A 12,782-nucleotide genomic window follows, 5' to 3' on the forward strand; every position below is an offset into this window, starting at 1 on the left:
CCTGAAACAAGGACTTTTAAACCTTATGTTTAGGTGACCGCGGTTATGTCCTCTTTCTTTAAATGGAAAGTTACAGTCTTCCGATATAAGCTTTTGCACACTGTTTCTTATAATTGCTCGATATCTGTAGTTTTTATTTCGTAAGAGATAAAACGATATTTCACAGTTTTTAAATCGATACAACAAGTCTTCTGTGGAATAAAGATATAAAAAAGGCTGGATACACTTTCAAGACTATTTTACAGGTACGATCTCCAGCCAGTAGTTGTCGGGATCGTTGATAAAATAAATGCCCATCTTGGGATTTTCATAACAGATGCATCCCATCTCCTTATGAAGCTTGTGTGCTTCCTCCATATCTTCGACCTCAAAAGCGATATGAAACTCGTTCTCCCCTAAGTTATAGGGCTCGGTCCTGTCTCTGAGCCAGGTAAGCTCGAGCTGATGCTTGCTCTTTCCGTCTCCCAGGTATACGAGGATGAAACTTCCGTCCTCCGCCTCTTTTCTTCGAACCTCCTTCAAGTTGAGCGCCTTCTCATAAAACTCCATACTCTTTTCCAGGTTTAAGACGTTGATATTGTTGTGTGCAAAGGTAAACTGCATATGATCTCCCTTCTCTTCTTTTTTCTGTGGTATACCTGTTGCCGTTACCGTTCCATACTCCCCACCCTCAAAAGAACCGGCCCAAACACTTGATGATCGCTCTTTGATACAACAAGTAGGCAATATCCGCCACAACACTGTTGCCCGATCAAAACATCATCTCTGCAGAGTATTAAAATTCCAATTTGTTTGCAAAAGAGGTTGTCGAACAGGGTGATTGAAGACGAAAATAATATAAACAGTAACATTACTATCACTATAATATATAAATTCTTTGTCTTCAATATTGAAATGAGATTTTATTTCGTGTAATATAAGTTCGTTGCTTTTTCAACGTGATCTCACTAAACTTGCTCACAGAAAAGAAAGGATTCTTATGGAAATGACACAAAAACAACCTCTTCCGGTTACGGATATGGACCGAGCTTTGATCAAAAAATTCCGACGTTATCTCTGGTCCCCCTTTATCAAAGCGGTGATCGACTTTCGAATGATCGAAAAAAACGATCGGGTCGCTGTCGCTATATCGGGAGGAAAGGACAGTCTTGTTCTTGCCAAGCTGATACAGGAGTTAAAACGTCATAGCGATGTCTACTTCGAACCCGTATATATATCGATGGACCCCGGCTTCGATGAGCAAAACAAAACCTCCCTTCTCCAAAACTGTCATGATATGGATATTCCCGTCCACTTCTTCGATTCGGATATTTTTGAAGTAGCGGAGAAGGTAGCTTCGGACAATCCCTGCTATATGTGTGCAAGGATGCGCAGAGGAGCCTTGTATGCCAAGGCCGAGAAGCTCGGTTGCAACAAACTGGCTCTAGGGCATCACTTCAATGATGTCAACGAAACAACGATGATGAACCTTCTGTATACCGGATGTTTCAAGACGATGCTTCCCAAGCTTCGTTCCAAAAACTTCGAAAATATGGAGATCATTCGTCCTCTCTACTATGTGTACGAGGAACATATCAAAAAATACATGGACCATATTGGAATCTCTCCTATGAATTGTGGTTGTACCGTGACAAAAAATGACCTTCCTACCAAAAGAAGAGAAGTCAAAGAGCTGATCGACAGTTTGAAAAGAGAAAATCCCAATGTCGAAAAATGTATTTTTAAGTCAATAAGAAATATAAATCTCGACTGTTGTATCGGTTGGCAACAAAAAGATCAAAAACATTTCTACTTGGATGAGGACTATTGATTCTCAAATCCATATTCTATCGAAATGACCATAATATAAACGGTGTAAAGTTCTAAGAAAAATATTTGGCGCAAAATCCCAATTATATCAACAGCCGGTGAAACGAGATAGACAGTATAACGACGCAATAAGTATCCTACGATCAGATAATTTATACTCTTATTCATTCAAAGCCCCTTATTCTATGGGGATATAATACTATTATTCCTTTGAATAATAGATATCAACGATTTGCACTCCATAGAAGAGAACACGAATTTTCGTGGTTGCAAAACAGATATAACCATACTTCTATCGAAGAATAGTATAAAACAATTTTTTGTGAGTGTGGATAACATATCTATTGGAGAGTAGTATCAAATAGGTATTTCTACAAAAAAAGAACGGTAAGAAGATGGAGCAGCCCCACCTTCTTATCGTTCTTTTAAGCTCCCAAAGAAACGGCGAGCAATAAGATATCATCCGTCATCACATCATCAACATCCATAGAAAACTCGGTCACATCCTGATAAAGTCCGTGTACAAGTTGCTCGGTATCCGCGTTTCCCTTTTTCTCACAAAACTCTATCATCCTGTCTATTCCAAATTCTTCCCCACTCGCATTCGTAGCTTCAATAATTCCGTCCGTATATAACAAGATGGTGTCAAAGCCGCTGACATCGATCTTTCTCTGTGCATACTTTAAGGTTTCATCAATCCCCAGAGGGATCCCCTTGTCTCCGCTGATGATACTGTACCAAAACTCCTCATTTTTGTAACTTAGCATAATAGGTTCAGTATGTCCCGCATTGGATATCCTAATTGTTTTATCTCCAAAATCGACAAACATGGCCTGAGCCGTTATAAACAGATTGGACTTATCAAGTTCCTTCATCAGGATCATATTCATTTTGGTCAGAAGTTCGTCAGGGTCTGTAATGTTTAAGTCCACACAGGTCTTGAGTACTCCCTTCATCATCGATACAAAATAATTTGAAGCCATCCCGTGACCCATGACATCCGCAACGAAAATGAGGGCTTTTTGATCATCAATCTGAGTAATTTCACAGTAGTCTCCCCCCAGTCTCTTGGATAGGTAGGGCATATACCCGGAGGCTTCTCCGTATTTATAAAAATAGCTGATCTTGCCCCCTTGGAAGAAGGGTACGTTGTTTTCGCTCATAATCTTTTGCTGCATATCGAAGGCAAGAGCCATCTCCCTCTCTCTCATCCTCGATTCCATAACGATCTTCTTCATCTCCGCCTTTTCTATGGAAAGAGCCAAAAACAGAGCGACTTGCCTCAAAAAATAAATATCATCCTGATCCAGGATCAACCCCTCTTTTAATATCAAATAGATAAACCCCAGGACTTTGTCCTGTGAAACCAGAGGGAAAATAGCCTTGGTCTTTGCATTGCTGCCTTCCATGGAACAGTCATACTGTTTGTGATGAAGCGCACTCCATATAAAGTCGGAATAGCCTTCCGAAGGGATTCGATACACTCTTTGAGAGTTGATCTTGAGAGAATCCTTTTGATAACTTTCGGCGATATCGGAGATATTATTGGTATAAACCAATAATATCTCACTTTGATCATCGTTTGGAAACACATTTAAAGAAAGCACTTCACAATCAAGCACCTCATTGACGGAATTCATCAACTCATCTTTGATATCAAAGAAGATCTCTTTGTCCATAAGAACATTTGTCATCTCATATATTCTGCTTATGTGATTGCGAATTTTACTCAGTGTCATACTTATTCAAACCTCTTCCATCATTCTAACTCAAGCCGTAAAACTTTCTGGCATTAAAGTTTGTCGTTTCAACCACTTCTTCAAGTGACAAGCCCTTCAATTCTGCGATTTTCTGCGCCACATAATAGACCTTGGACGGATCGTTGCGCTTTCCTCTGTAGGGCTCGGGAGTCAAATAAGGGCAGTCCGTTTCAATCAGCAGATATTCCAAGGGGATCTGCCTTGCCACATCTAAGAGAGAACGTGCATTTTTAAAGGTAAGAGCTCCTCCCAAAGCAAGATAGGCCCCATCTTTTACATATTTTTTCGCCATTTCCAAACTCTGCGAAAAACAGTGGATCAAGACCTTGGACCCACTGTTGTACTCCTTGATCATATCGTAGGTGTCTTGGACCGCATCCCTTGAGTGAATAACAATCGGAAGATCACACTCGTTCGCAAGTTTTATCTGCTGTATGAACCATTTTTTCTGAAGTTCCCTGGGGGAATTGTCATAGTAATAGTCCAAGCCGATCTCTCCGATCGCCAGGACTTTGGGATGTTTCGAAAGCTCTCTGAGCATATCAATATCTGCATCCTTCATCGCCTTCACATCATGAGGATGCACCCCTACCGTCGCATACAAAAACTCGTACTTCTCCGCCAAGTCAATAGAAGCCTTGGAAGATTTGATATCGGCGCCGATGTTCACAGCGAATTCGATGCCCTGCTCGGGCAAAGAAGCGATCAGTTCGTCCCTATCCTTGTCATAACGCTTGTCGTCCAAGTGAACGTGGCTGTCAAACAATCTCATCTATCTCACCTCACAGCCGTCAGGAACACCGTCTGCCGATACTGCGACCAATTTGCCGTCATCCGGGGTCGAGGCACACAGTACCATGCCTTCCGATAAGACTCCTCTTAGTTTCACCGGCTTTAAATTAACTACGACCACAACGTTTTTGCCTATCATTTCTTCCGGTTTGTAGAAGTTGGCGATCCCGCTTACGATCTGCCTCGTTTGATTTCCAATCTTGATCTGTGACACCAACAGCTTATCGGCCTTAGGATGTTTTTCACAGGAAAGAACCCTTCCCACCCGAAGATCCATATTTGCGAAGTCGTCAATGCCGATCTCTTCTTTTTGCTTCCATTCGATCTCTTCCGCCTTTTCATTTTTGGCACCGAACATCTTCTCGAGTTCTTCCATTTCCACGTCTATATCCAAACGTTCAAAGAGGTTCTCTCCCCTCTTTACCTTATTCCCCGCGGGATAACCACCGAAGGCAGCAACGCTGTCCAAGGTCGCATCCTCTGTGGGGATATTGATCTGTTCAAGGATCTTATGTGCGGTGACGGACAACATCGGCTTCAGGAAGACGGCTACCACCCTCAACACCTCCATCAGATGATAGAGGACCGTGTTGAGTTGTTCTTTTGATGCTTCTTCTTTAGCAAGTTTCCAGGGCATAGTCTCATCAATGTATTTGTTTGCTCTGCGGATCAACTTCCACAGTTCTTCGAAAGCCTCATTGAACTGCATACGATTCATCGCATCGTCAAACCTTACAGAAAGATTATTGATCAAATCCTGAAGATCTTTATCAAAGTCTGTAGAGACCTTCGCTGCGGGAACGATCCCATCGTTGTACTTCTCGACCATCGAAACCGTTCGCGAGAGCAGGTTGCCCAAATCATTTACCAGATCCGAGTTGATTCTTGTTAAGAATCCGCGATTCGTATAGTTTCCGTCCTGTCCAAAGACGAATTCACGAAGCAAGAAATACTTCAAAGCATCGATGCCGTATCTCTCTATCAAAGGCTCCGGATATACGACATTGCCCTTTGACTTGCTCATCTTATCTGAAGAAAACAGAATCCAGCCATGTCCGTACACCTTGTCGGGCAGAGGAAGATCCAAGGCCATCAAGAGAGCCGGCCAAATGATCGTGTGAAAACGCACGATCTCCTTCCCTACGATGTGCATATTTGCGGGCCAGTACTTTTCCATCTCCAAAGTCTCATCCGGATAACCCAGGGCCGTGATATAGTTGCACAAGGCATCGATCCATACGTAGATGACGTGTTTTTCATCAAAGGGGACCTTCACTCCCCAGTCGAAAGAAGTTCTGGAAACGGATAAATCTTCCAAACCCTTCTTTAAGAAATTATTGAGCATTTCATTTTTTCTACTCTCCGGAAAACAGAAGTCCGGGTGTTCTTCGTAGTATTGGATCAAACGGTCCTGGTACTTGGACAATCTAAAGAAATAAGACTGCTCTTTTTTATCTTCCACATCCCTGTGACAATCGGGACATTTTCCCTCTGCCAGTTGAGAATCCGTCCAAAAAGCCTCACACTCCACACAATAGTGTCCTTCATACTCTCCCAGATAAATATCTCCCTGGTCGTACAATTTTTGAAAGATCTTTTGAACCCTCTCTTCATGGCGTTTCTCGGTTGTTCGGATAAAATCATCGTAGGAGATCTCCATAGTCGACCATAATTTTTTGATATCTTCAATCATTTCATCCAAATATTTGATGGGCTCCAAACCCATTTCTTTCGCTTTTTTCTGTATTTTTTCACCATGCTCATCCGTGCCTGTCAAAAATCGCACATCATAACCTGCAAAGCGTTTGTATCTTGAGATCGCATCCGCCGCCACCGTCGTATAGGTGTGTCCGATGTGCAGTTTTCCACTCGGATAATAAATCGGTGTCGTTATATAAAATCGTTTTTCATTCAATAAAAAAACCCCCTCTGATCATAGTATTATTAGTACTGTTATCCTATTAAAAATGCCACCTGCAGAAAACGGCTTTCTCAAACGATTTGATCCGTTTATAGAATAAGTATATATGATGACAGTTTAAACGGGAATAGTATAAGTATTAACCTTTATCATACAATACAGTTGATATCGTGTCAATTGTCAAGGAAGATATTAGCCCGATTGGCTAAGGCTTTGTCTCTGCTGCGCAAAAATCTCGTTCATCAGAATCGCTCCTGCGATCCCCACATTCAAAGATTCCATCTCGTTTCCGATGGGGATGATAATTTTGTAGTCACAGGATTCCAAGATTTCTTTGCTTATTCCATTAGCCTCATTTCCCAGAATCAATGCACTCTTTTTTTCAAACCTTACCTCTCTATACTCCACTGCCTGCGCGTCCAAAGATGCGGCATATAGAGCATAACCGCTTTTTTTTAGCGAAAGCACCTCTGATGTCTGTGCATTTTGAATAATGTTCATCGATATGTTTGCTCCCATTGACGAACGCGTTACCTTGGGAGAATAGATGTCAACACTCCCTTTTGTAAGAAGCACCGCATCCATCTTATAAGCAAGAGCCGTCCTAAGTAAAGTACCCAAATTACCGGGGTCCTGTACCCTATCGATCACCAGAAGTCTTTGCCCTTTCTGTAGAGCCTCGTTGAAGTTTTGTTCTTTGATATGACATATTGCAACAATCCCTTGAGAATGAACTGTATCGGTGAGATTTCGAAACAATTGTTTGTCTAAAAGCAGAGTTTTTTCTACAAGAGATTTTTCTGCCAAAATAGAGGAATGTTTTTGTATACACTCATCTTCAACAAAGAGATATTCGATTTCAACCTCATTGTCCAAAGCCTGCAAGATTGTCCTCAAGCCTTCTACCGGAAAAAGTTTCGTTTTCTTTCTATACTTTTGTTGAAACAAAGACATCGCAGTTTTGTATTTTAAATTTTCTTTGGATCGTATCTTCTCATAGTCCTTCATCATTCGATTTCCTCAAACTTCTGTATCATATCCCTCGTTCCTATTACGATCAAAACCTCTCCTTCTTTCAAGACCTTCTTCGCATCCGGATTAAAACGGATGCCCTCTTCGTCCTTGATCCCTACGATGTTCAGATCGTAGGTTTGTCTAAGAGGGATATCCTTGATCTTCTTATCAAAGTAGGAAGAGGGGAGTTTGATCTCCGCAATGGCGTAGTCCGAGTCAATATCGAAATAATCCACGACATTCTTAGATATAAGGCTGTTTGCAACTTTGATTCCCATATCTTTCTCCGGAAACACCACCTTGTCCGCGCCGATCTTGTACAGCACCTTTGCCTGCAAGTTGTCCTTTGCTTTACAAACAACGTAGTTGACACCCATTTCCTTGACCAGGATCGTCGCCAATATCGATGACTGCACATCGGAGGCAATACTGATCACAGCGACATCGAAATTTTGAACTCCCAACTCACTGAGCGCTGTCGCGTCTGTTGCATCGGCTTGAACGGAGTAGGTGACCTTATCGGAAAGATCCTGCACCGTCTCTTCATCGTTATCGATGGCCATTACATCATAACCCATCTCAAACAGCCTTGTTGCCACAGAATATCCGAAACGTCCGCAACCTACTACAATAAAACTTCTCTTCATAATTCCACCCTTTTCATTTTAAATGATGATTTTTTCCTCCGGATACTTGTACCGCTTTGTCTTCGCTTCCGAAAACGCGAGAAGGATCGTCAGGATCCCGACCCGTCCTATAAACATAATACAGATAAGCACAAGCTTAGACAGAAGGCTCAAACTCGTCGTTAAATTCAAGGTCAAACCGACGGTGGCAATCGCAGAGATCACTTCGAAACAAACACTCATAAAAGGCGCTCCCTTCTCCGCCGTCGACAGGACCATCAAACCAAAGAAAGCAATGCAGCTCATGATCACGGAAATTGCAATCGCTTTGTTTACCGATTTAAATGAGATCCTTTTATGAAAAACCTCGATCTCCCTTTTGTTTTGAACTACGGATCTGGATATCAAAAACAAAATAGCAACCGTCGTTACCTTTACTCCCCCTGCTGTAGAAGCGGGAGAGCCTCCTATGAACATCAAAAAAATCGACAACAATTTGGAACTGTTGCTCATCGCCTCAAGATCCATCGTGTTGAAACCCGCCGTTCTGCAAGTAACGGACTGAAAGACGGAAGCAATCAGCTTTGTAAAGGTGTCATATCCTCCAATCGTAAGAGGGTTTCCATGCTCAAAGACAAAAAACAAAAACCATCCTCCAAAGAGTAAGATCGCATTGGTCACCAAAATGATCTTACTGTTCAAACTCAATCTGTGAAATCTTCTATTTTTGATAACATCGAAGGGTACAGTAAATCCAATCCCTCCTAAAAGGATCAGAGTCATAAGAGCAAGATTGACAACAGGATGGGAGATGTAAGAAGTAAAGGAGTTGAAGTTTCCGTTCAAGTCGAAACCCGCATTACAATAAGCCGAAACCGAATGAAAGATAGAGAAGAAGACCCCTTTGACAAAGCCATACTGCGGAATAAAAACAAAGGACAGGACCAAAGCTCCCGCCGCTTCAATTCCAAAGGTCAACAACGCAATCGACTTTGTAAACTTAAGAATACCTTGCAACTTATTTTGCCCCAGAGACTCTTTCATCAATATCCTTGTTTTCAGATCAATACGATTTCCCGACAAGATCAAAGCCAAGGTAGTCAAAGTGAGAAAACCCAGGCCTCCAATTTGAATAAGAAACAGAAGAACAAGTTTTCCGAAAGTACTCCAGTACATTCCGGTATCGAGCACAGACAAACCCGTCACACACACTGCCGAAGTTGCAGTAAAAAGTGCATTTGAAAATCCTGTATACTTCCCTTGAGCAGAAGAAACCGGCAGACTTAAGATCAAGGTGCCCAACAAGATGATTAAAACGAAACTGAACATAATCCACCGTGTCGGAGATATACGCTGCATTTTCTGCGTAAGCTTCAACAAGCTCTTTTGATCAAAGAACATTCCTCTTTGTTTATTTATCCTAAGAATCTCTTTCTCTATTTGAATCTCCCCCCTTAAATAATCCCCTGACACTTACATCCATCTCATTGATCCTATCTTCAAACCTCAGTTTCGACTGTCTCGAAAGATACATCCCGATATAAAAGAGGGTAGAGGGCAGGAAGATCATCGCAAGATACCTCAGGTAATAAGTTTGAGGATGCATCATAATAGGTGCTAGGAGGATGTTGAGGTTCAGATAGTGCAAGGCATCCCAAAAGTGAATCTTATCTTCGGATATCAAATTCGGGAAGCCTCCCGAGCACAGATAACCATATACGAAAAGTGTGAGATTTATAAAAAAAGGAGCACTTACAGATAGAATCCTCTCCCATCGCTTCCGCGTCCACTTCAAAGTAAAGCCCAAGGAGATAAAGAGAAACCAGAATAAGTACACCATTTCGGGAAATGCTCTGGCAATAAAGACTCCGGAAACCATTCCCTTAGTCAGAACAGAAACGATATAAAAATAAATACAGCTTTTTAAAATATTTTTTATCAAATCTTTTTTCATAGCAACATCCATTCCTGATCCAAACGATCCTTCCTTTTATTTTTTCTGACAGACTGATTGGAAAGTACCTTTCGAAAAAAATCAATTTCATCTTCTTCAAAAATACACCTGTAATACTATGATCGATTAAGATTGACAGATTGAACACTTTGAAGCATATGATCCTTAAATTTTTTTGGCAATGATAGATGTTTCATACCCCGCATTTCAAACGGAGAACAGCATAAAATCAGGAGACCTTCAAACCGCTTTCTTAAAATATTGTGCAGTTCTGAAACCTGATTGAAGAAAAATATAATCTCCAAAAAAGACAAAAATCACTTCGACCTTCCAAAGAGTACAAACCGTCAATATAAAAGAATTAAACGAATAATAAGGTGAAGAGGAAATTCCCACTGTGTTATGTATGCTAAGAAGATTTAATTCCTTCTTTGGTTCTGAGAAGTCACCCTTCTAAACAACAAAAAAATATTCGCCTCTTAAATACTTGTTGTTTTATTAGAATTTCTCCTCTCATATCGCAAGGAGTAAGTGCAACATACACGACTTCGTCCCTGTATACCGTTTCTCTGTATGAAGAAAAGGCTCTGAACAGCTTTCCTCCAAATTTCCCCTTCGAAAAAAGCTGTTTCAGTTATCCTCTACAATAATATTCATTTTAAATTTACAAATCTTCTTCTCTCAATTAATTGCAGCATCGTCAAAAATCAGATCTTAGATCCTCCCGTTTGCAAAAACTTCAAGAAGATTGTCAATCTCGTACCAATTCTTAACCCTGGTAATATTTTGATGCGTTACATCCGCATTGTAGGGATTATCCATAAGCAGAACCTTGATCCCTGTCTCCGCGATCCTTACGGATTCCTGCGGATGGTCTTCAATAAAAACATCGCAACCTATCGATTTTGAAAACTCCAATTTCGCAGGACTTCCCAGAGAGTGGAGGCTGATGTCCTCCAGATTGTGTTTCTTCAGCCACTCCAAAGTAATAAACTCATTCTCTTTTAATCTTGCTGTGACAATATATACCTTGTGTTGCTTGTTCCATTTCAAAATTGTAGCGGAAGCGTGTGGCTGGATTGTAGCGGAAGAATGCATATTGTTACCTACCAGATCATAAAACCTGCTCATCTCAACCTCCGATATCCCGTAGACCTTTTTGAGATCATAGTCTTTGATTTCTTCAAATATAATGTCTTTTTTGAAGAAGTCATTGAAAAACGGAATATAATAGTCACAAGTTGTCATTGTTCCGTCTATATCGATGCAAATATTCAAACGATACTTCCTCCTCTCCATTAAGAAACCTTATTTTTTTAAGGGAGCATTCGTACTTTCTATATTTTTGATCTCATTATCTGCAAAGGCAAACACGTTTTTGTTGACCACATAGGTGTTATCGGTAGTAACCGTGATCTTCGCATCTACACCCGTTCCCGAAATTTCCATCTGCGGATACAGACCTCCATCCAAGTCTTCAGGAAACTTCTCCAAGTACGTTTTTCCGTTGGAAGTGACAAGCATAAACAGCTTTGCATAAGCGGTTTCTGTATAGGAGTTTCTGCTTCCGATTAAAGAAACTTCATCGGGCTTTCCGTCTCCCGTAACATCGACGGTATTAACTTCCTGAATGGTCGTAGGACGATACCCCATATCATAGTCATTCGGATTGGGATAGTAGGCCAATCTGACCTCCAGCTGATTCACTCCCTCATCCGTTTGAGTGAGCCAGTACTTCATCGAATCTTTTATCCAGATGATATCCTTGTACTCCTGCCCTTCTTCTATCGATAAAGGTTCTCCGATCCCCTTGGTAATCAGAGCTTGAAGTTCATCAAATTCAATGTTGTGGAAATTGATGACCGCCTTATAAATTCGCTGTTCTCTGGCATAGTAGATTTTCGACTTCGTAGGAAGTCCAAACCACTCGTACTCGTATCTAAGGTACTTGGTCTCTTCATCCACACCTTCTCCTTCTCCCATGGGCTCACCCAATTGTGCAATCAAATCGGGCTTGCGCATCGAGCACATCTCAAACGGATGCAAGGGACCATACTGGTAGACAAGACCCTCTTGTGAATTGTTACCCGTTTCAATATTCTGTTCACTCAGGGCAGGCGCGTTGGAAAGCTTATGGATGTAATATCCTCCTATTACCATCATCAACAGAACGGGTAACACAAACAAAAGTGTTTTCAACAAAGGTGTAGGTCTCGCTGAAGGAATATGCCTCGGTCGAGGAACTTTTGGTTGTTGTATAGGTTTTTCTTTTGGTTGTGATTTTCCATGAGATCTTTTTATCGTTTTTTCTTGTGCCGAAACCTCTTTTTTTTGCAAAGCAGTATTATTCAAGGAAGGAAGCTCTTCATGAACAGGAGGTATCGGGGCGATTTTTTCCTCTTCGCTCTTCACTTCCTTCTTCTCTATCTTTTTCACTTCTCTTTCATCTCTACGGTAATCGCTTTCTACCTCTTCTTTTGCCTTCTCCTCATGCTTCTTCAGTTCCTCCTTGATCTCTTTGCTGATACTGCTGTTGTCCAGGAAGGTATCTCCTATAAAAAAAGACTCCTTCTGATCAACACTCTCAGCATCCTCTCCCTTATACACTTCGGAAGATGCCTCGGATACATCCAAAGCATCCTCACGAATTTCTTCCGTACACTTTACTTCACTTTTTTTCACATTTCTTTTATTTAATTTGCTTTGTCTGGCCACGTTTTTCTCCTACTCTCCCATCGTTATAGTTCGGTGTCTTAATGGAAATTATGATACCGTAGATCTGATTTCTCTACTCTATTGTATTATTAGCTGTCAAAATTTACAACAAAAATAAATAGTTTTTGCATTATCAATTGACAATAACCCTAAATGAAATTAAAATATTGTTATACGGGGATTATAGCATA

General features: G+C 41.0%; 11 protein-coding genes. 1 reads left to right on the top strand and 10 read right to left on the bottom strand.

Translation table 11 applies throughout. The features are described from left to right. Positions 1 to 234: 234 nt before the first annotated feature. Positions 235 to 603 carry a VOC family protein gene (locus tag ACFO4R_RS04865; RefSeq protein WP_379787914.1) on the bottom strand — a complete coding sequence of 123 codons (369 nt, stop codon included), beginning with the start codon at positions 601 to 603 and terminating at the stop codon, positions 235 to 237. Positions 604 to 979: 376 nt separating this feature from the next. On the opposite strand from ACFO4R_RS04865, the gene ACFO4R_RS04870 reads away from it, so the two are divergent. Further along, positions 980 to 1,810, top strand: a complete 831-nt coding sequence (locus ACFO4R_RS04870) for a tRNA 2-thiocytidine biosynthesis TtcA family protein (RefSeq protein WP_379787915.1) — start codon at positions 980 to 982, stop codon at positions 1,808 to 1,810. Between the two features lie 424 nt (positions 1,811 to 2,234). Here the strand turns inward: ACFO4R_RS04870 and ACFO4R_RS04875 are convergent, their stop codons facing one another. The 9 genes from ACFO4R_RS04875 to ACFO4R_RS04915 form a co-directional block, all read right to left on the bottom strand. Then, a complete protein-coding gene (locus ACFO4R_RS04875) occupies positions 2,235 to 3,548 on the bottom strand; it encodes a GAF domain-containing SpoIIE family protein phosphatase (protein WP_379787916.1) in 1,314 nt (437 codons plus the stop codon). A 25-nt stretch (positions 3,549 to 3,573) separates the two neighbouring features. Beyond that, positions 3,574 to 4,341: a TatD family hydrolase gene (locus tag ACFO4R_RS04880; protein WP_379787917.1), complete on the bottom strand. Its 768-nt coding sequence runs from the start codon at positions 4,339 to 4,341 to the stop codon at positions 3,574 to 3,576. After that, the gene (gene metG / locus ACFO4R_RS04885) at positions 4,342 to 6,276 is read right to left on the bottom strand and encodes a methionine--tRNA ligase (protein WP_379787918.1); all 1,935 of its coding nucleotides are present in this window, start codon (positions 6,274 to 6,276) and stop codon (positions 4,342 to 4,344) included. It lies immediately after the preceding gene. Between the two features lie 198 nt (positions 6,277 to 6,474). Continuing rightward, on the bottom strand, positions 6,475 to 7,290 hold the full coding sequence (locus ACFO4R_RS04890; protein ID WP_379787919.1) for a TrmH family RNA methyltransferase: 816 nt from the start codon (positions 7,288 to 7,290) through the stop codon (positions 6,475 to 6,477). Next, positions 7,290 to 7,943, bottom strand: coding sequence for a potassium channel family protein (locus tag ACFO4R_RS04895; RefSeq protein WP_379787920.1), 654 nt, complete (start codon positions 7,941 to 7,943; stop codon positions 7,290 to 7,292). The genes ACFO4R_RS04890 and ACFO4R_RS04895 overlap by 1 nt, the downstream gene beginning before the upstream one ends. Before the next feature lie 18 nt (positions 7,944 to 7,961). Further along, complete coding sequence (locus tag ACFO4R_RS04900; RefSeq protein WP_379787921.1) at positions 7,962 to 9,251, bottom strand: TrkH family potassium uptake protein; 1,290 nt, start codon at positions 9,249 to 9,251, stop codon at positions 7,962 to 7,964. Positions 9,252 to 9,342: 91 nt separating this feature from the next. Next, the gene (locus ACFO4R_RS04905; RefSeq protein ID WP_379787922.1) at positions 9,343 to 9,876 is read right to left on the bottom strand and encodes a hypothetical protein; all 534 of its coding nucleotides are present in this window, start codon (positions 9,874 to 9,876) and stop codon (positions 9,343 to 9,345) included. Between the two features lie 714 nt (positions 9,877 to 10,590). Next, positions 10,591 to 11,154 carry a hypothetical protein gene (locus tag ACFO4R_RS04910; RefSeq protein ID WP_379787923.1) on the bottom strand — a complete coding sequence of 188 codons (564 nt, stop codon included), beginning with the start codon at positions 11,152 to 11,154 and terminating at the stop codon, positions 10,591 to 10,593. A 30-nt stretch (positions 11,155 to 11,184) separates the two neighbouring features. Then, the gene (locus ACFO4R_RS04915) at positions 11,185 to 12,591 is read right to left on the bottom strand and encodes a hypothetical protein (protein WP_379787924.1); all 1,407 of its coding nucleotides are present in this window, start codon (positions 12,589 to 12,591) and stop codon (positions 11,185 to 11,187) included. Positions 12,592 to 12,782 lie beyond the last annotated feature (191 nt).

It is taken from the genome of Filifactor villosus (assembly GCF_042652965.1).
GTDB classification, from domain to species: Bacteria; Bacillota; Clostridia; order Peptostreptococcales; family Filifactoraceae; genus Filifactor; species Filifactor villosus.

Bases quoted from the DNA above. Each gene is read 5' to 3' on its own strand.
- ACFO4R_RS04870 (WP_379787915.1), top strand. From the start codon at position 980: ATGGAAATGACACAAAAACAACCTCTTCCGGTTACGGATATGGACCGA.
- ACFO4R_RS04890 (WP_379787919.1), bottom strand. From the start codon at position 7,290: ATGAAGGACTATGAGAAGATACGATCCAAAGAAAATTTAAAATACAAA.
- ACFO4R_RS04900 (WP_379787921.1), bottom strand. From the start codon at position 9,251: ATGTTCAGTTTCGTTTTAATCATCTTGTTGGGCACCTTGATCTTAAGT.
- ACFO4R_RS04905 (WP_379787922.1), bottom strand. From the start codon at position 9,876: ATGAAAAAAGATTTGATAAAAAATATTTTAAAAAGCTGTATTTATTTT.
- ACFO4R_RS04875 (WP_379787916.1), bottom strand. From the start codon at position 3,548: ATGACACTGAGTAAAATTCGCAATCACATAAGCAGAATATATGAGATG.
- ACFO4R_RS04880 (WP_379787917.1), bottom strand. From the start codon at position 4,341: ATGAGATTGTTTGACAGCCACGTTCACTTGGACGACAAGCGTTATGAC.
- ACFO4R_RS04865 (WP_379787914.1), bottom strand. From the start codon at position 603: ATGCAGTTTACCTTTGCACACAACAATATCAACGTCTTAAACCTGGAA.
- ACFO4R_RS04895 (WP_379787920.1), bottom strand. From the start codon at position 7,943: ATGAAGAGAAGTTTTATTGTAGTAGGTTGCGGACGTTTCGGATATTCT.